This window comes from Streptomyces sp. NPDC043853, from assembly GCF_056436025.1.
In genome coordinates this window covers 121,884-139,857 of record NZ_JBWKDJ010000018.1, presented here as the reverse complement: position 1 = coordinate 139,857, position 17,974 = coordinate 121,884, and the positions used below count along the sequence as shown (strand labels likewise).

17 protein-coding genes are annotated in these 17,974 nt (G+C 72.8%); 11 read left to right on the top strand and 6 right to left on the bottom strand.

Annotated elements, in window-relative coordinates; genetic code table 11:
- The first annotated feature begins 73 nt into the window (after positions 1-73).
- Together AC067U_RS33625 and AC067U_RS33620 are read left to right on the top strand one after the other, a co-directional pair.
- Positions 74-439 (top strand): hypothetical protein, encoded by a 366-nt coding sequence (locus AC067U_RS33625; protein ID WP_478833616.1) that lies wholly within the window; start codon positions 74-76, stop codon positions 437-439.
- Positions 440-503: 64 nt separating this feature from the next.
- The gene (locus AC067U_RS33620) at positions 504-1,958 is read left to right on the top strand and encodes an amino acid permease (protein WP_478833615.1); all 1,455 of its coding nucleotides are present in this window, start codon (positions 504-506) and stop codon (positions 1,956-1,958) included.
- 88 nt (positions 1,959-2,046) lie between these two features.
- On the opposite strand, the gene AC067U_RS33615 is transcribed toward AC067U_RS33620, so the two are convergent.
- The 3 genes from AC067U_RS33615 to AC067U_RS33605 all read right to left on the bottom strand — a co-directional run bounded on the left by AC067U_RS33615 (position 2,047) and on the right by AC067U_RS33605 (position 3,588).
- Positions 2,047-2,649 carry a hypothetical protein gene (locus AC067U_RS33615; RefSeq protein WP_478833614.1) on the bottom strand — a complete coding sequence of 201 codons (603 nt, stop codon included), beginning with the start codon at positions 2,647-2,649 and terminating at the stop codon, positions 2,047-2,049.
- A 77-nt stretch (positions 2,650-2,726) separates the two neighbouring features.
- Positions 2,727-2,960, bottom strand: a complete 234-nt coding sequence (locus tag AC067U_RS33610) for a DUF6296 family protein (protein ID WP_478833613.1) — start codon at positions 2,958-2,960, stop codon at positions 2,727-2,729.
- A gap of 64 nt (positions 2,961-3,024) precedes the next feature.
- Positions 3,025-3,588, bottom strand: a complete 564-nt coding sequence (locus tag AC067U_RS33605; protein ID WP_478833612.1) for a metallophosphoesterase family protein — start codon at positions 3,586-3,588, stop codon at positions 3,025-3,027.
- A 228-nt stretch (positions 3,589-3,816) separates the two neighbouring features.
- Between AC067U_RS33605 and AC067U_RS33600 the strand changes: the two genes are divergently transcribed.
- From AC067U_RS33600 to AC067U_RS33585, 4 genes are all read left to right on the top strand, one after another.
- Positions 3,817-5,085 carry an MFS transporter gene (locus AC067U_RS33600; RefSeq protein ID WP_478833611.1) on the top strand — a complete coding sequence of 423 codons (1,269 nt, stop codon included), beginning with the start codon at positions 3,817-3,819 and terminating at the stop codon, positions 5,083-5,085.
- Positions 5,086-5,117: 32 nt separating this feature from the next.
- Complete coding sequence (locus AC067U_RS33595; RefSeq protein WP_478833610.1) at positions 5,118-5,393, top strand: DUF6400 family protein; 276 nt, start codon at positions 5,118-5,120, stop codon at positions 5,391-5,393.
- Positions 5,380-5,622 (top strand): hypothetical protein, encoded by a 243-nt coding sequence (locus tag AC067U_RS33590; protein ID WP_478833609.1) that lies wholly within the window; start codon positions 5,380-5,382, stop codon positions 5,620-5,622. Before AC067U_RS33595 ends, AC067U_RS33590 begins: the two co-directional genes overlap by 14 nt.
- Before the next feature lie 594 nt (positions 5,623-6,216).
- Complete coding sequence (locus AC067U_RS33585) at positions 6,217-7,137, top strand: DUF4344 domain-containing metallopeptidase (protein ID WP_478833649.1); 921 nt, start codon at positions 6,217-6,219, stop codon at positions 7,135-7,137.
- A 49-nt stretch (positions 7,138-7,186) separates the two neighbouring features.
- On the opposite strand, the gene helR is transcribed toward AC067U_RS33585, so the two are convergent.
- Both helR and AC067U_RS33575 read right to left on the bottom strand, forming a co-directional pair.
- Positions 7,187-9,334 carry an RNA polymerase recycling motor ATPase HelR gene (helR, locus tag AC067U_RS33580; RefSeq protein ID WP_478833608.1) on the bottom strand — a complete coding sequence of 716 codons (2,148 nt, stop codon included), beginning with the start codon at positions 9,332-9,334 and terminating at the stop codon, positions 7,187-7,189.
- Between the two features lie 247 nt (positions 9,335-9,581).
- Positions 9,582-11,210 carry an ADP-ribosyltransferase domain-containing protein gene (locus AC067U_RS33575; RefSeq protein ID WP_478833607.1) on the bottom strand — a complete coding sequence of 543 codons (1,629 nt, stop codon included), beginning with the start codon at positions 11,208-11,210 and terminating at the stop codon, positions 9,582-9,584.
- Between the two features lie 307 nt (positions 11,211-11,517).
- Between AC067U_RS33575 and AC067U_RS33570 the strand changes: the two genes are divergently transcribed.
- A complete protein-coding gene (locus tag AC067U_RS33570) occupies positions 11,518-12,195 on the top strand; it encodes a macro domain-containing protein (protein ID WP_478833606.1) in 678 nt (225 codons plus the stop codon).
- Positions 12,196-12,236: 41 nt separating this feature from the next.
- On the opposite strand, the gene AC067U_RS33565 is transcribed toward AC067U_RS33570, so the two are convergent.
- Positions 12,237-13,598, bottom strand: a complete 1,362-nt coding sequence (locus tag AC067U_RS33565; RefSeq protein ID WP_478833605.1) for an FAD-dependent oxidoreductase — start codon at positions 13,596-13,598, stop codon at positions 12,237-12,239.
- 353 nt (positions 13,599-13,951) lie between these two features.
- Here AC067U_RS33565 and AC067U_RS33560 point away from each other — a divergent pair, with 353 nt between their 5' ends.
- The 4 genes from AC067U_RS33560 to AC067U_RS33545 all read left to right on the top strand — a co-directional run bounded on the left by AC067U_RS33560 (position 13,952) and on the right by AC067U_RS33545 (position 17,961).
- Positions 13,952-14,890, top strand: coding sequence for an amidohydrolase family protein (locus tag AC067U_RS33560; RefSeq protein WP_478833604.1), 939 nt, complete (start codon positions 13,952-13,954; stop codon positions 14,888-14,890).
- A 299-nt stretch (positions 14,891-15,189) separates the two neighbouring features.
- Entirely contained in the window at positions 15,190-16,002 is an 813-nt protein-coding gene (locus AC067U_RS33555; protein WP_478833603.1) for a CPBP family intramembrane glutamic endopeptidase, read from the top strand.
- Positions 15,992-17,347: a sensor histidine kinase gene (locus AC067U_RS33550; RefSeq protein WP_478833602.1), complete on the top strand. Its 1,356-nt coding sequence runs from the start codon at positions 15,992-15,994 to the stop codon at positions 17,345-17,347. Before AC067U_RS33555 ends, AC067U_RS33550 begins: the two co-directional genes overlap by 11 nt.
- Positions 17,311-17,961 carry a response regulator transcription factor gene (locus tag AC067U_RS33545; protein ID WP_478833601.1) on the top strand — a complete coding sequence of 217 codons (651 nt, stop codon included), beginning with the start codon at positions 17,311-17,313 and terminating at the stop codon, positions 17,959-17,961. Before AC067U_RS33550 ends, AC067U_RS33545 begins: the two co-directional genes overlap by 37 nt.
- Positions 17,962-17,974: the final 13 nt, after the last annotated feature.

Here is a 17,974-nt window from a genome sequence, read left to right as displayed (position 1 = left end):
AAACCCTGAAGTGTCCTAAGTTCACGTCGATGGCGGGCACCGCCGGCGGGGCGGCCGGAGGGCGGGGGAGCGCATGACGGACGAGGCGCGGCGGGAACACTGGATCATCACCGCCGAGAAGGTCAACGAGCGCGGCGGGGAGGACGGCGGCGCCCTCGAGGCCGTACGGGAGCTCGACGGCACCCGGGAGGAGGCCGAACGGGCTCTGGAGGAGGCCGCGCGGACCGTCCGGATGGGCGTGTTCTTCCAGGAACGGCGCAGGCTCGTCTACCGCCGGCTGGACGGTTCCCATCTGGTCCGCTGCACGGGGTCCCCGGGCGGCCGGCACGCGCGCGTGCTGCGCGCATCCGCGCTGGTCTGGGATTCGCAGGCGCAGGACGCCGACACGGCCCGCGATCCACTGCCCGGTCCTCCCCCGGGAACTTTCCGGAGCGCCTAATTCCGCCGGTGCGGGCGTTCCGCGATGATGAGCGCCCGTCACCCTCCGCGGAAAGGAACGGAACATGGCACCGCTGCGGTCGGGGCAGGGCGTACTGCGTCGTAAACCGATCGAGCACATCGAGGAACCCGAAGGCCCGCCCAGCGAACAGCTCACCCGCACCCTGGGCCTGTGGCAGCTCACCGCCATCGGCGTCGGCGGGATCATCGGCGCCGGCATCTTCACCCTCGCGGGGACGGTCGCCAACGGGGTGGCCGGACCCGCCGTGCTGGTCTCCTTCCTCATCGCCGGCGTGGCCAGTGCTGCCGCGGCCTTCTCGTACGCGGAATTCGCCGGGATGATCCCGAAGGCCGGTTCGGCCTACACCTACGGGTACGCGGTCCTCGGTGAGCTGGCGGGCTGGCTCATCGGCTGGGACCTGCTGCTGGAGTACACCGCCATCGTCGCGGTGGTCGCCATCGGCATCTCCGGGTACTTCAACTTCCTTCTGGAGAACACCGGTGTCGGACTCCCCACCTGGATGCTCGGAGCACCGGGTACCGGGGAGGGGCACCACTTCGATCTCATCGCCGCCGTCCTCTGCCTGTTCACCGCCTACCTGCTCAACCTGGGCATGAAGAGCGCGGCGCGTTTCGAGACGGCCGTCGTGGTCCTCAAGGTGGCGGTGGTGGTGCTCGTCATCGTCGTGGGCTTCTTCCACATCAACACCGACAACTACACGCCCTTCTTCCCGTTCGGGATCGGCGGCGCCATCACCGGCGCGGCCACGGTGTTCTTCGCCGTCTTCGGCTACGACGCGATGAGTACGGCGGCGGAGGAGTCCAAGGACGCGCAGCGGCACATGCCCAGGGCGATCCTCTACTCGCTCGGCATCTCCATGGTGCTGTACGTGCTCGCCTGCCTGGTCCTGACGGGTATGCAGAAGTACACCGAGATCGACCCGGAGAGCGGCTTCTCCTCCGCCTTCCAGTCGGTCGGACTCCCCGTGCTCGCCGACGTCATCGCGGTGGGCGCGATCATCGGCATCCTCACCGTGATGTTCACCTTCATGCTCGGCGTGACCCGCGTGTGGTTCTCCATGAGCCGCGACGGACTGCTGCCGCACTGGTTCGCCAAGACCCACCCGACCCGGCACGTCCCGACCCGCGTCACCTGGATCGTCGGCGTGGCCTCGGCCGCCATCGCCGGGTTCGTACCGATCGGGGAGGCTGCCGAGCTCACCAACATCGGCATCCTGCTGGCCTTCGCGGTCGTGTGCACCTCGGTGATCGTGCTCCGTTACCGGCGGCCGGAACTGCCCCGTTCGTTCCACACCCCCCTCATGCCCTTCACCCCCGCCGTCGGCGTGATCGCATCGATCTGGCTCATCACCTACCTGCGCGTGGAGACGTGGATCCGCTTCGCGATCTGGTTCCTGATCGGCCTGGTCATCTACTTCGCGTACTCCTACAAGCACTCCAAACTGGCCGGGAACGGCGCGGACGACACGACCGCCGCCACCGGGGGTCCGCCGGCGTAGGGGTGGGCGCATGACGCACGGAGCACAGGACGAGGGCCGGGGCCGGGCCGGTCCGGCACACGGTCACCCGGTCAGCGGGTCAACCGGGTCACCAGGGGAGCCCGATCAGTCCCCAGCCGCGCCGGGCGGCCTCGTCCACGACCCCGCCCCATTCGCGCAGCAATGCGGCGGTGTCGTCGAAGATCCGGGGCCGGCCCGCCCAGCGCGCGACCTCCGCGTCGAACGGCTCGCGGAGTTCCTCGAGCCGCGGCGCGGCCCGCTCCCAGGAACGGGCCAGCACGGCCACCCTCTCCGGCGGGGAGTACAGCAGCAAACGGGCCCGCCACGGTTCCGTCGAGTCCCCGGAGGCCTCCCCGACGAGACCGCCGAGGAAGGTGTCGAGGGCCTCGCGCAGAGCGGGCTCGGTGAACTCCCGGACGCACTCCCAGGCGCCGTCCAGCTGGAAGTGCCAGGAGTACGAGCCGGTGGTCCCGAAGAACCGGTACTCGGCGCACCACGGCTGCCGATCCGTCTCCTGGTGGTGCGTCCCTTGCCACACCCACCCGCCCGTCACCGCCAAGTCGGCCTCCTCGCAGGCGGCACAGGAGAAGTCCGGGTACGCCGCGTCGGTCAGCGCGTCGAGACGCTCGGCGGCGGGGATCCGCGCCAGTCGCTCCCAGTCGGTCATCAGCACGGTCAGGTCCAGTCCCATACCGGCAGGCTACGGGCGCGCGTACGACTCGAAGCGGGGGTTGCGCGCGGAAACGGGGGCAGGGGCGCGGGCGGGCGTCAGGGCACCGCGCGGGCCCGCAGGACGCGGGCCGGATCCTGCCCGCCGCCGGTCGCCAGCAGACGCACCTCGCCCGCGTCGCTGATCTCCGCCCGGACGATGCCGGTGGCGTCCTCGTAGACCGGGTGGCCGCCCGGCCCGGTCGCACTGGTGCGGGACATCCGGACCACGTCCTCCCCGGGCTGCCCGGAGGCCGCGAAGACCACCTCGTAGACCTCGGCCGGTGTGCTCATGCCCGACCCTCCTACCCTGACGTCCGCCATCCGCAGTCCGCTGGAAACCGCCCCCACTGCCACGCTATGCCCCGTCCGGCACTCTGTCCTGAGCGGGCGGCGCGGTCCGGCTCCGCTCACCCGCGGGCCCCCGCCCGGGGAGCCGGTGGAGGGTGACCTCGCGCAGCCTGCCGTCCAGGACGGTCAGGGTCAGGAAGGTGTGGTGGGGCTGCCGCCGGCGGTCGGTGGGGGACCCCGGATTGAGCAGACGGAGCCCGCCCGGGGCCGTGGAGTCCCACGGGACATGGCTGTGCCCGAACACCAGGACGTCCACATCGGGGAAGCGCTCGGCGCAGCGCCGCTCGCGGCCGGCGGCCGGGCCGGAATCGTGCACGACCGCGAAACGCAGCCCGCCCAGCCGGGCACGGGCGACCTCCGGCAGCCGGCGCCGCAGCCCGGGCCCGTCGTTGTTGCCGTACACGGCGACCAGACGCCGCGCCCTCGACTCCAGCAGGTCCAGGGTGGCTTCGTCGGTCCAGTCCCCGGCGTGGATCACCACGTCGGCCTGATCGACGGCCGTCAGCAGTGTCTCCGGCAGACGTTTCGCCCGCGCGGGCACGTGCGTGTCCGAGGTGACCAGCAACCGCATACCACCACCGTAGCCGCCGGACGGCTCTGCACCCGGCTCTGTATCCGGCTCTGCACCCGGCGCGGCGCAGGCCGGGGGCGGCGCCGAATCCCGGATGACGCCGGACGGTGCCGGGACTAGCATCGGCGCATGAGCCGTCGACGACATTGATCCCTGCCCTCCCCCTCCCGCGGGCCGCCGCGGACGCCCTGCATCCGGCGTCCGAACCACGTCCCCGCGGGAAGGCCCATGACCCCCTCATCACCTGCGCGCGTGCCCGGCATCCGGGCACGGCGGCGGCTCACCGCCGCCCTGTACGGCTACTCGTTCCTCGACGACTTCGTCCTCCTCTACCCGGTGTACGCGCTGCTGTTCGGCGACACCGGCCTGTCCGTGTGGCAGATCTCCTCGCTGTTCGTGCTCTGGTCGCTCACCGGCGTCCTGCTCGAACTCCCCTCCGGCGCCTGGGCCGACGCCTTCTCACGGCGCACGCTGCTGTGCCTCGGCCCGCTGCTCACCGCCGCCGGCTTCGCCCTCTGGGTGCTGGTCCCGTCCTACGGCGCCTTCGCCGTCGGCTTCCTGCTCTGGGGTGCCAAGGGCGCCCTCGGCTCCGGTGCCCTGGAGGCCCTGGTCTACGAGGAACTCGACCGGCTCGGGGCGGCCGACCGGTACGCGCGCACCATGGGCCGTGCCAGGGCCGCCGGAACCACGGCGGTGGTGGCCGCCATCGGTCTGGCCGGGCCGGTGCTCGACGCCGGCGGGTACCCGGCCGTCGGGGCCGCGAGCGTACTGGCCTGCCTGCTCGCCGCGGCCACGGCCGCCTGCCTCCCGGAGCACCGGCCCCCGCAGCCGACCGGGTCCCGTTCCGGACCGGGCCCCACGCGTGGCGGCTGGCTGCCGACGCTGCGCGCCGGTCTGGCCCAGGCGCGGTCCGACCGGCCGCTCCGCGGCGCGCTGCTGCTCGTACCGGCCGTCACGGCGGTCTGGGGCGCCCTCGACGAGTACACCCCGCTGCTGGTCCGCGACACCGGCGTCGCCGACGCGACCGTGCCCTACCTGCTGCTCCTGCTGTGGGCGGGGGTCGCGGTCGGCGGCCTGCTGGCCGGCCCCGCCGAACGCCTCGGGACCGGCGCGCAGACCGGCCTCCTCACGGCCTCGGCGCTCGCCCTCGCCGTCGGCGCCCTGCTGCGCGTCCCGGCCGGCACCGCCCTGCTCGCGCTCGCCTTCTGCGGCTTCCAGATGGCGACCGTGCTCGCCGACGCACGCCTGCAGGACCGCATCGAGGGACCGAACCGGGCCACCCTGACCTCCCTGGCCGGAATGGCCACCGACCTCGGCACCATCGCCGTCTACGGCGCCTACGCGGCCGCCGCGGCGGCCCTCACGCACGCCCAGGTCTTCGCCCTGGCAGCCGCCCCGTACCTGCTGACGGCCCTGCTGCTGTCCCGCCGCCGCCCCCGCCGCCACCGCCACCGGCCGGGGACGGCGTCGGCTGTGACTCTTCCCACCCGGCCTTGACCTGCGAAAAAGGGGTTTCCTAACGTCGATGTATGGCCCCCCACGACGCTCCTGAACCAGCCCGCCCGGCCGCCCCGGCGGACCTCGTCGACTTCTCCGTCGACCTCACCTCCCACGAGGTGCACCGGCGCGCCCAGGTGCTGGCCGCGGTCGGCCCGGACTGGGACCCGCTCCAGGCCCTCCTCGGCGAGGAGGCCGCGTACGACCTGCTGTACGGCGGTCTCGACGCCGAGCAGCAGCGCATCCACGACGAACTGGTGGCGGCCGGGGTGCTGCCCGTGCGAGGGGGCGGCCGTGCTGCCCCTTGACCCACAGGCCGACCCCGGCCGCCGGGCCTGGGCGGACTGCCCGAACTGCGAGGACACCCGGGGCTGCGTGCCGTGCGCGGAGCAGCGGAACTGCTCCGCGCACTGGCGCTACATGCTCACCCACACGGGGAGCCTGCTCCACCTCCAGTGCCCCGGCTGCACCCACGTCTGGGCCCACGAGACGGGCTTCGGCGCCACCCGCTCCTCCTGGCACCGACCGGGGACCTGACCGGAGTACCTCTCAGGACTCCGCCACCGCCTCCAGCGGGCTGAGCGAGGCGGCCCGGCGGGCGGGGACCGCCGCGGCGAGCGCGCCGACGCCAGGGACACCAGGCAGACCAGCAGCAGCGTTTCCCAGGGCACGGCCGGGGCGTACTGCGCCACGGCGCCGTTGGCCAGGGCGCCGACCGCCCACGTCGCGAACAGCCCGCCGGCCAGGCCCAGCAGCGCGCCGAAGGCGGCGATCATCAGGGACTCCAGCCGGGCCGTACGGTTCCGGGGGGAGGCCGGGGCCCCGGCCGGGGTGTCCGGCCGCCCGGCGGCCTGAGCGGCGCCGGGCTCGCCCGGCAGCACGGCGTCCAGCCGGAATCGCGTCCCGGGTGGTACGCCGCACCAGCACGGCCTCCTCGCGCAGCTCGGGCGCGGAGCGGTAGAGACCGGGCGGGCGTCGACCCCACGCGAGGGGGACAATCTTCTTGAATCGTCCGTCGTGGCTCGGGGTCGTCGCCCGGTGACTCCGAGGCCATGACCGAGGACGGAGCTGATCAGGGTGCTGAGCAGGGGCCGAGGGCACGCCGCCGCGTCCAGGACCGCGGTGGCGGGAATGGTGCTCGTCGCCGGACTGGCCACCGCCTGGTACGGCGGCACCGCCGCCGCAGTGGACGACCCGGCCGACGGGACGAACGGCAAGGTCACCGTCGTCTACGAGGACGGTGCCGTCAAACCGGAGAACCGGCACGCCTACGATGCGATCCGGAAGTCCCGTGTCCTCGAACAGACGGCAGACTGGATGAACGAGAGGGTGGCCCTCCCGCACGACCTGGTCGTCAAGGTCACGGACAAGGTCCCGCCGGGGGTCACGGATGCCGTCACCCAGCCCGACGGCCGCACGGTCTACATGCCCCCGGCGTTCCTGACCGAGATCCGGGAAGGCGTCGGCGGCGTGGTCAAGAACGTCAAGCGGCCCGCCGTGTTCCCCGCGGACCAGTACAACGTCGACGACCTGACCGCGCTGTCGACCCAGTTCATCTTCGGCCACGAGCTGGGCCACGCGCTCCAGCGCCAGCTCATGCTGCCGAACCTCGGCCTGGAAGAGGACGCGGCCGACGGGTTCGCCTCGTTCCAGACCGTCAACGGGGCCGGAGCGAACCCGTCGCTGGCCGCCGCGCTCCTCTTCGACGAGATGGCCCGCAAGCAGGGCGAGCTGTCGCTGGAGGGGCTCTCCAGCGACCACCCCGTCACCCAGCAGCGGGTCTTCAACTTCCTCTGCTACCTCGACGGGAGCGACCCGAAGAAGTTCGACGGCCCCCTGGTCGCCACCGGCTACCTGCCGAAGAGCCGCGCCCCGCTGTGCCCGCAGGCGTGGGCCATGCTGGACCACGGCTGGTGGACCCAGCTCCAGCCGCACTTCGCCCGGGCGTTCAAGGCGCAGGGCGACAAGGACCAGGCCGCCGCGCGCGCCCGCCTGATCGCGGAGACCGAGGCCTTCGCCGAGAAGCTGGACGAGTACCGCACCGGCCAGTGAGCACCGCGGCGGACGCCGGCGTCAGGAACTCCGCGTCGGGAACTCCGCGTCAGGAGCTCCTCAGGATGACGAGCTGCCGGGTCGCCCGCGTCATCGCCACGTAGCGGTCGACCGCACCCGCTACGCCCTCGCCGAACCCCTCCGGATCGACGAGGACGACCAGGTCGAACTCCAGCCCCTTCGACAGCCCGGGCGTCAGCGACCGCACGCGGGGCCTGGCCCGGAACCCAGGACTGCCGATCACGCAGGCCGTTCCCTCGGCGTGCTCGGCGAGCCAGCCGTCGAGGACCGCGTCCAGCTCGTCCACGGATCCGTGGACGACGGGGATGCCGTTGCCGCGGATGGACGTCGGCACGTTGGCGTCGGGGAGCGCGGCCCGGATGACCGGCTCGGCTTCCGCCATGACCTCTTCCGGAGTCCGGTAGTTGATGCTCAGCGAGGCCACCTCGATCCGGCTGAGCCCGACCCGCCCCAGCCGTTCGCGCCAGGACTCCGTGAATCCGTGCCGGGCCTGGGCGCGGTCGCCGACGATGGTGAAGCTCCGGGACGGGCAGCGGAGCAGCAGCATCTGCCATTCCGCGTCGGTGAGTTCCTGCGCCTCGTCGACGACGACGTGCGCGAACGGCCCGGCGAGCAGATCCGGCTCGACGCGGGTCAGCGCGGCCTCGTCGACCAAGGTGGCCTGCAGGTCCTGCCCGTGCAGCATCGTCACCGCACCCTCACCGTCATCGTCGGCCGCGAGCACGCTGTCGATGACGCCGGCCATCCGCTCGCGTTCGGCGGCGACCGCGGCCCGCTGCCGGCGCTTCCGCCGGGCCGCCGCCGGGTCGCCGAGCCGCTGGCGCGCGGCGTCCAGCAGCGGCAGGTCGGACACCGTCCAGGCCTGCGGGTCCGCGCGCTGCAGCAGCCGGACCTCGTCGCGGCCGAGCCAGGGGGCGCACATCCGCAGGTAGGCGGGCACCGACCACAGGTCACCCACGAGATCGGCCGCTTCCAACAGCGGCCACGCCCGGTTGAGGGTCGTGACGAGCTCCTCGTCGTGCGCCAGGGCCTTCCGGAACCGGTCGGACGGGACGCCGCCGCCGTGCTTGTCCAGCAGGATCGTCAGCAGCTCGTCCCAGATCTGCTCGCGCGCCTCGTTGTGCGGCGTGCCGGGTTCCGGCGCTTCGAAGGCCTCGGCCCAGTCCTCGGCGGTCAGCCGGACCTCGGCCCACGGGGTGGTGACGGTCATCCCCTCGGTGGGCGGCGCCTCGTAGAAGCGGACGGCCGTCTCGATCGCCCGCACCATGTCCGCGGTCGACTTCAGCCGGGCCACCTCCGGATCGGCCTCGGCCACGGCGCCCGCTCCCTCGGCGACCAGGTCCCGCAGCGTGCAGGTCTGCACCCCCTCCTCCCCGAGGCTGGGCAGTACGTCGGCCACGTACGCCAGATAGGGCTGGTGCGGGCCGACGAACAGCACGCCGCCCCGGCGGTGCCCGAGACGGGGGTCGGAGTAGAGGAGGTAGGCGGAGCGGTGCAGGGCGACGACGGTCTTGCCGGTACCCGGCCCGCCGTCGACGACGAGCGCACCCCGGGAACCGGCGCGGATGACGGCGTCCTGGTCGGCCTGGATGGTGGTGAGCACGTCGCGCATCCGCGGCGACCGGCTGCCGCCCAGACTGGCGATGAAGGCCGACTGGTCGTCGAGGGCCGCGTGCCGCTCCAACCCGTCGGCGGTGAACACCTCGTCCCAGTAGTCGCTGATCCGGCGGCCGGTCCAGCGGTACCTGCGGCGGCTCGCCAGCCCCATCGGGCGTGCGTGGGTCGCGGCGAAGAACGGCTCGGCCGCGGGGGAGCGCCAGTCGACCAGCAGCCGGCGCCCCTCGCTGTCGGTGAGCCCGAGCCGCCCGATGTAGAGCGGCTCGGGGTCGTCCTCGCCGACGATGTGTCCGAGACACAGATCCAGGCCGAAGCGGCGCAGGGCACGCAGCCGGCCGGTGAGCCGGTGGATCTCCACGTCCCGCTCCATGGCGGCCCGGCCGACGCCGCCCGGCGCCCGGAGCTCCGCATCGAGCTGGTCGGACAGTTCGGCGATCGCCTGCTCCAGGCTCTCCTCGATGGCGGCGAAGTGCCGCTCGTCCGGGGCGATCAGTGCCGGGTCGGCCTTGGCGGACAGGCGGTCGGGCAGGGCGAACGCGCTGGTGGTCAGAGGCTTCATCGTTCAGCTCCCGTCCGTCGTCACCGTACGGCGCATGAACTGCCAATAGCGCACAAACATTGCAAAACTCCCGTTCCCGCAGGTTCTCGCCTAGGTGAGGGATTCTGCGGCACGAAGGGGCTCTTGCCGCAAGCCCCCCAGTGCGCTATAAATTCAGAGTGGGAAGAGGCGCGTACGCCCTCTCCACTTCCAGGTCGACCACAAGGTCGGCCTTTTCTGTTGGATCTTCTGTCCGACCAGCGGCCGTTCAGGAGACGAGCGGAGCCTCCTCCAGTTCCGTCAGCCGTACGGTGGTCAGGCCGCCCGGCCGGGTCTTCACGTCCGTGACCTTCAGCTGCGTTCCCGGCGCGAGGATGAACTCCTCCTCGTGCGTGAACGCGGAGAAGTCGCGGATGCCCACCGCCCGCTGGGGGACAACCTCGAACAGCGTCCGCTTGCCGCGGCTGCCGAGGAAGGCCCGCGCCACGCCCAGCTCGGGCGTGCACGAGGACACGCCCCACCAGGTCACCGTCCGGCCCAGCGGGTACTGCGAGCGCAGGTCCAGCGCCACGCCGCGCCACAGCGACTCCGTACGGGCGGGAAGAGCCGACATCGCCGAGAACAGCAGCCGCAGGTACGGCAGGTACGGGGCGACCCTGGAGCGGTCCGGGGAACGCAGTACGGCGTTGATCTCACGGTAGAACGCCGACTCGCAGGTGTAGAGGTGGAGCGCGGCGATCGCGTCGGCGGACAGGCCGCCGGCCTGCTCGTCCGCCCGCCGCTTGCCGAACTCGTGCGAACGGTCGACGTGTCCGCGGAGACCGGAGAGCAGCCGGGCGACCGGCTCGACGGCGTCCTGGAAGTCCATCAGCGGCGTGTCGAACACACCCGTGATCTCCGGGAGGACGAGACCCTCGTCCTTGACGCTCGACAGGCGCTCCAGATACAGCTGGTGCAGCTCCATCGTGGACGCGATGAACGCGCCCATGCGCTCGGCGACCGCGCCGTCCGTGCCGCCGTTCCCGGCCGGGGACTCGTTCCATCCCCTGCTCGGCAGCCAGTCGATCGGATCGGTACCCAGGGACGCCAGGGCGTCGTTCACCATCGCGAAGTGATCGCCCTCGCAGAAGATGTCGCCCTGCGCCGCGGGATTGGGGTGGTCGATGTGCCGGACCTCGACCTCCGGGTACTTCTTCTGGAGCCGGAGGACGACCCGCTTCAGACTGCGCGCATGGGCGCCCCACCAGGCGAAGACCACCCCGCGGTCCTCCTCGGCGGCCTCCTTCTTGGCCCGGAGGATCTCCTCCACGATCCGCTCGGCGACCGGGCGCCAGAACGAGGTGTGCCGGTCGGCCCCCATCGCGCCGTCACTGCTGGCGGTGAGCGCGGCGTTCAGCAAGAGCACGCCCTGTGTGAGCATCGCCTGGAACCACTCCGGCGGCTGGACGGTGTCCTGCTCCTTCAGCAGCTTGCGGACGTCGGCGATCGGGGTCTTCTTGGGGATGCCGTACTTCCACATCGCCGCGGCCTTGATGATGCAGCGGATGCTCACCACCCGGCCGAACTGGCTGTCCTTCCAGTCGTGGAAGGTGTTGTCGAACATGGCGATGCCGGTGGCGCTCTCGGGCCGCGGGTAGGGGTTCTGGCCGAAGACCACCACCTTCCACTTGTGCGGCGGGTTGGGCTTGAGCGCCTGGAAGGTGAGTTCGCGGGCGGGAACGACACCCGGGTCGCGGCCCGGCCCGATGAAGGTGTCCGCGTACGGCTGCGCCTCGATGACCGGCTTCAGCAGCGGAAGCCACGGCTCGCCGCCGCCCTTGAACAGGTCGGAGAGGGCGAGCAGGTCGTTCGGGTCGTGCTGGGGCTGGGAGTCGGCCGTGCTGTTGGCATCGCTCATGGGTGCGGGCACTCCGAAGGATCACACCGTGCCCGGCAGGGGACACGGCTGAGGTGAGGTGGTCGACGGCGTCCAGGCGCAGCAGCCGTGGACGGCGGAGAAGGACCCGGAGGAACCGTGCGGCGGGGCGGGTGGGCACACGTCGCCGGCGGTTCGTTCGTCCTGGATCCGGCGGCAGGCTAACACCGGTCGGCAGCCCTGGCAATCATGACGGCCGGTCAGTGATGTGTGCGGGCAGGGGCGTTGTCAGTGGCTCCCGCTAGCGTCGTCACCGGTGGGCAGACCTCGTGACGACAGGAGTCGAATCATGACCGTGAACCGTGTGGAACCGCAGCTCAGGGTGGTCCTGACGGACATCAACACCCGGGTGGTGGAATCGTGGCGGGCGGCGTTCGCCGACACCCCCGGGATCGAGATCCGGAAGGGGTCGATCCTCGACGAGGAGGTCGACGCCTGGGTCAGCCCGACCAACTCCCGCGGCCTGATGAACGGGGGAGTCGACGCGGCGATCAAGCGGCACCTCGGGGCCGGCATCCAGCTCCGCGTGCAGCGGGCGATCCGTGACCGGTTCGCGGGCGGTCTTCCCGTGGGCAGCGCGGTGTGCGTCCCCTCGGGGGCGGTCAACCCGCGGTTCCTGATCTCGACCCCGACGATGCGGACGTCCTCGCAGGACGTGAGCGAGACGCTGAACGTGGCCCTGGCGTGCGCCGCCGCCTTCCAGGCGATCCACCGGCAGAACGCGCTGACGCCGGGCGGCATCCGGTCGGTGGCCCTGGTCGGCATGGGCGCACAGACCGGGCGGGTACCGGCCCGGGTGTGCGCCAACCTGATGTGGACGGGCTACACCCTCTTCCACGACCACCGCTTCGAGGACGACGACGACCTGCGCGGCACGATCCTCGCGCAGCTCCGGGACATCGAGGACCTGCCGGTCGACACGCGGATACGCGTCGCGCCCCCGAAGCGTCCGGCCGCGCGTCGCTGACCGCTCCGGCGGCCCGGTGCGGGCCGCCGGAGGGGGCGGGGTCAGGCTCCGCTGGCGTCCAGCATCCCGTCCCGCTCGACGATCTTCACGCGCTCGCGGCCCTGCGGCTCGCCCAGTGCCTTCTCGGCGGCGTCCAGGCGGTACCAGCCCTCCCAGGTGGTGTAGCGCACGCCGCGCCCGGCGAGGAAGGCGTCCACGGCCTCCGGCGCCGGCGTGTCCGGCGTGAGCAGCCGGCCTTCGGCGTGATCGGCGAGCAGGTTCGCCACGGTCTCGTTGGCATCACCCTTGGTGTGCCCGATCAGACCGATGGGGCCGCGCCGGATCCAGCCCGTGACGTACGTCGACGGCACGGGCCGTCCCGCCTCGATCACCCGGCCGCCCTCGTCCGGGACCGTGCCCGACTCGACGTCCCAGGGGAGCTTGGGGAGTTCGTCCGACAGGTAGCCCACGGCACGGTAGACCGCCTGGACGTCCCAGGTCGTGAACTCGCCGGTGCCCTTGACGTTGCCGGTGCCGTCGAGCTCCGTGCGCTCCGTGCGCAGGCCCGTGACCCGGCCGTCCTCGCCGAGGATCTCGGCCGGCGATTCGAAGAAGTGGAGGAACAGCTTGTGCGGGCGGTCGCCGGTGTCGCGTATCGCCCAGTTCTCCAGGGTCTTGGCGACCATGTCGGCCTGCTTGTTGGAGCGGCGGGTGGTGATCGAGCCCTCGTCGTAGTCGATGTCCTCGGGGTTGACGATGACCTCGATGTTGGGGGAGTGGTCGAGTTCGCGCAGTTCCATCGGGCTGAACTTGGCCTGGGCCGGGCCGCGGCGCCCGAAGACGTGCACCTCCAGGGCCTTGTTGGCCTTGAGGCCGTCGTAGACGTTCGGCGGGATCTCCGTGGGCAGCAGTTCGTCGGCCGTCTTCGCCAGGATGCGTGCGACGTCGAGGGCCACGTTGCCGACGCCGAGCACCGCCACCTTTTCCGCCTCCAGCGGCCAGGTGCGCGGCACGTCCGGGTGGCCGTCGTACCAGGAGACGAAGTCGGCGGCGCCGTAGGAGCCGTCCAGGCCGATGCCCGGGACGTCCAGTGCGCGGTCGGCGGTGGCGCCGGTCGAGAAGATCACGGCGTCGTAGAAGGAACGCAGGTCGTCGAGCGAGACGTCCGTCGGATAGTCGACGTTGCCGAAGAGGCGGACCTGAGGCTTGTCGAGCACCTGGTGCAGCGCGGTGATGATGCCCTTGATGCGCGGGTGGTCCGGGGCGACGCCGTAGCGGATCAGCCCGAAGGGCGCGGGCATCCGCTCGAAGAGGTCGATGGACACACCGGGTTCGGCGGCAGCCTCGGACTTGAGCAGCGCGTCGGCGGCGTAGATACCCGCAGGACCGGCACCGACGATCGCTACGCGCAGGGGGCGAGGCATGACAGGTTCCCTTCGGACGTCAAGGACGTGATCAAGGGAAACCCTAAACTAAGGCTAACCTAAGTCGATACCCACTCCCTCTTTATGACCCCATAAGCCGGCCTTATGGGGTCATCCGGGGGCCGGCCGCGCGGGAACCCCGGGTACGGGGGCTCCGTGCCGAAGGGCTCGGGCGCGAGGGCTCCGGGTGCGGCCGGTGGGCCGGACGGGTGGACCGTCCGGTGCCCCGTACGCGTGTACCGGCGGCCGCAGGTGCCGCTGGACTCTCATGGACTGCGGCCGAGCCGCCGGGTCCCGTACGGACCCGTGGCGCCGGCCGCCCCGGAGAGCGGCGGGAGGAGACCCGGACCGGTATGAACGACCACGCACGCATCGATGTCCACCAGCACGTGATCCCGCCCGACCGCAGCCGCGCCATCGCCGACCGCGCCGTCGCCCTCGGCTGGCCCGCGCCCGCCTGGGACCGGCAGGGCGCGCTCGCGATGATGGACCGCCGGTCGATCGCCACCGGCATCCTCTCCTACGCCGCGCCCCTCTCCGCCCCCGACGACCCCGACGGGGCCCGCAGCGCGGCTCGCGCCGTGAACGAGTTCACCGCCGAGCTCGTCAAGGACCGGCCCGACCGCTTCGGCAACTTCGCCGTCCTCCCCCTGCCGGACGTGGACGGAGCGCTCGCCGAGGCCGCACACGCCCTGGACGAGCTGGACGCCGACGGCGTGATGGTCCTCTCCAACGCCCACGGCCGCTACCTCGGCGACCCCGGCTTCGAGCCGCTCTGGGCCGAACTGGACGCCCGTGCGGCCGTGGTCCTCGTCCACCCCACCGCGCCGCCCGGCGCCATCGTCCCCGGCCTGCCCAGCCCCCTCGTGGACTTCCCCTACGACACCGCCCGCACCGCCCTGCACCTGGCCCTCGCCGGGGTCCCGGGCCGGTACCCCGGGCTGAAGATGATCCTTCCCCACGCGGGCGGCTTCCTGCCCTACGCCGCCCAGCGCTTCGCGGCCGCCGCCCGGCTGCGCCCGGACACCACCCCCGGGGAACTCCTCGACGAGCTGCGGAGCTTCTACTTCGACACGGCCTTCTGCGCGGGCCCCGCCTCGCTGCCCTCGCTCCTCGCCTTCGCCGAGCCGGACCACCTGCTGTACGGCAGCGACTTCCCCATGGTCCCCGAGGAGTGGTGCGGCGACTACGACGACGGGCTCACCGGCTACCCGCACTGGCAGGACGGCCAGCTCCACGCCGTCCACCGCGGCAACGCCGAACGCCTCATCCCGCGCCTCGCCCGGAGCTGACGCCCCACGGCACGTCACGCAGCGCGTCCGCGGCGGTGATCGCCGCGATGCCGGGCACCATCCGCACCGACGCGTACCGACGCGCCCCGATGCAAGGTGCTGCTCCTCGGTGCCGGAGCCGCGCAGGCGTCCTCGGAGACCCCCATCCGGTGGTCGCGGTCGAGTGCGCCGAGCCCGTGCGTCCGCCCGAACGGCGGTGAGTGCTCGGGCTGGTCCCGGTGCGGGGTGTACCTGGGTGCACCCCGGCCGGGCATCTCGGTCCAAGGGCGGCGGCCCGGCCGGGCGGCATCGTCGACGTCATGCGAATGACACCTGTGGACATCAGGGTGACGGCCTCCTTCCTCACCGTCGCCTTCCTGGCAGCCGGCCTGCTGGGCGCCGTACAGCCCGCGACGGGCATCCCCGTCGAGGTCCTCCAGCTGACCCAGTTCGGGCCCGCCCTCGGGGTGGGCCTCGCGGCGGCGTTCTGGCCGCGGCGGGTGCGGGAGCTGCTCGTCGGCGGCCCGCCGGGCGACGGCGGCCGGGCCCGCCGGGGCGCGCTGCTGATCGCGACCGCGCCGCTGATCATCGCGGCGAGCGCGGGCGGGTACGCCGTGCTCGGCGGGCCCGCCCGGAGCGCGCCTCCCGAGGCCCCGTTCGCGCTGATCGCCGCGGCGCAGCTGCTCGGAGCGTGCGGCGAGGAGATCGGCTGGCGGTGCCTCCTCCAGCCCCTGCTGCGCGACCGCCTCGGTCCGCTCGCGGCCTCCGTCACGGTCGGCGCGGTATGGGGCGTCTGGCACGTCCAGGTGTTCGCCCAGCACCCCGGGTACGCCGTGGCGTTCCTGACGGCGGCGGTGTCCATGTCGGTCGTCATGGGCTGGGCCCTCGAAGGGGCGCCCGCCTCCCGGCTGTTCCTCGCGGGCGGCTTCCACACCCTGGTCAACCTCGGCATGCTGCTGTTCATGGACGAGGAGTCCGGAACCGTCCTGCCCATGGCGCTGTTCGGCCTGTCGTGCCTGACCGCGGCGGTCCTGTGGACCTGGTGGAGCAAGCGGGGGCGCGGGCGGGGGCGGCCGACGGCGGCCGGGCCCGCACCGGATAGGCTCACCGCGATCATGGAAGATGTCCGCTGAGCCGCGCACCGCACCGGAGTCCGCCGCACCGGCGCCCTCCGGCGCCGTGCCCGCCGACCCCGTGCCCGCCGCCAGGGCGGCCACCGTCCTGGCGCGCGCCTGCGCCGCCGTCGGCCGGTGCCAGCTGGCGAGCCTCCACGCGCTGGCCGCGTCCGCGGCCGGTTCGCTGGTGGTCCTCGCCGTGCTGCTGTTGCCGGTGGGCGCGGGCTTCCGGCTGCTGCCGCCCGCCGCAGGGGCCCTGCGCGCCCTGACCGACCGCTCCCGCGGGCGCGCCGAAGCATGGACGGGCCTGCGGATCAGCCCGCCCGATCCGCTGCCCGGAGCCCGGGGCACCGGCGGCGGCTCCCTCCGGCGGACGCGCGCGATCCTCGCCGACGAGGGGTTCTGGCGGGACCTGGCCTGGGCATGGCTGGAGCCGGTGACCGGCGGGCTCCTGGTCGCCGTCCCCCTCGCCCTCGTCGAGTACGGGGCGTTCGGGGCCCTCGTACAGCCGTTCGTCTGGCGGTACCTCGGCGACGGGAACTGGTACGCGTTCGTCCCCGTCCACACCACCGCGACCATGCTCGCCGCGCTGGTGCTGGGGCTCGCCCTCGCGGCCGCCGGCCTGCTCGCCGCGCCCGCCGTGCTCCGCCTGCACGCCCGCCTGGGCCGGCGGCTGCTGGAGGCACCGCGCAGCACCCGTCTCACCCGGCGGATCGAGCGGCTCACCGACACCCGCGGCCAGGCCCTGGACACCCTGGCGGCCGAACTGCGGCGCGTCGAACGCGACCTGCACGACGGCGCGCAGGCCCGGCTGGTCGCCCTGGGCATGACCCTCGACCGGGCCACCCGCCTGCTGGAGGAGGACCCGAGGACGGCACGCGCGCTCCTGGTCGACGTCCGCAGCACGGCCGAACGCGCCCTGCAGGACCTCCGCGACCTGGTCCACGGCATCCACCCGCCGGTCCTCGCCGACCGGGGCCTCGGCGACGCGGTCCGCTCGCTCGCGCTCGACAGCTTCCTCGACGTCCGGGTCGAGGCCCGCCTGCCGGGCCGGTTCCCGGCACCCGTGGAGTCCGCGGCCTACTTCGCGGTGAGCGAGGCGCTGACCAACGCGGCCAAGCACTCCGGAGCCCGCGAGGTCCGCATCGACCTGACGTACGGGGACGGTCTGCTGCGCGCGGCCGTCACCGACGACGGCCACGGCGGCGCCGACCCGTCCCGGGGCACCGGACTGTCCAGCGTACGAAGGCGGTTGGATACCTTCGACGGGACCCTCGCCCTGCACAGCCCGCGGGGCGGACCGACCACCGTGACGATGGAGATTCCGTGCGCGTTGTCCTCGCCGAAGACCTCTTCCTCCTGAGGGACGGGCTCAGCCGCACCCTCCGCGAGCACGGGTGCGAGGTCGTGGAGGTGGACAACGGCCCCTCCCTCAGGCGCGCGCTCCTGGCGGACGGGGACGCGGCACCGGACGTCGCGGTGGTGGACGTACGGCTGCCGCCCACCTTTACCGACGAGGGCCTGCAGGCGGCCCTGGAAGCCCGCCGCGTCCGGCCCGGCCTGCCCGTCCTCGTCCTCTCCCAGTACGTCGAGCAGCTGTACGCCAACGAGCTGCTGGCCGGGGGAGAAGGGGCCGTGGGATACCTCCTCAAGGACCGGGTCACCCACACCGAGCAGTTCGTCGACGCGGTCCGCCGCGTCGCCGCCGGGGGCACCGTGATGGACCCGCAGGTCATCTCCCGCCTCCTGGCTCGCGGTGACGCCCGCGGCACGATCGGCAGCTTGACCCCGCGCGAGCGCGAGGTCCTGGAACTGATGGCGGAGGGCAGGTCCAACGCGGCGATCGCGAGCGGCCTGCACATCAGCGAGAGCGCCGTCGCCAAGCACACGGCCGCCATCTTCACCAAGCTGCGGATCGGCCCGTCGGCGGACGACAACCGCAGGGTGCTGGCCGTCCTCGCCTACCTCAAGCGCTGACCCGGTCGACCGC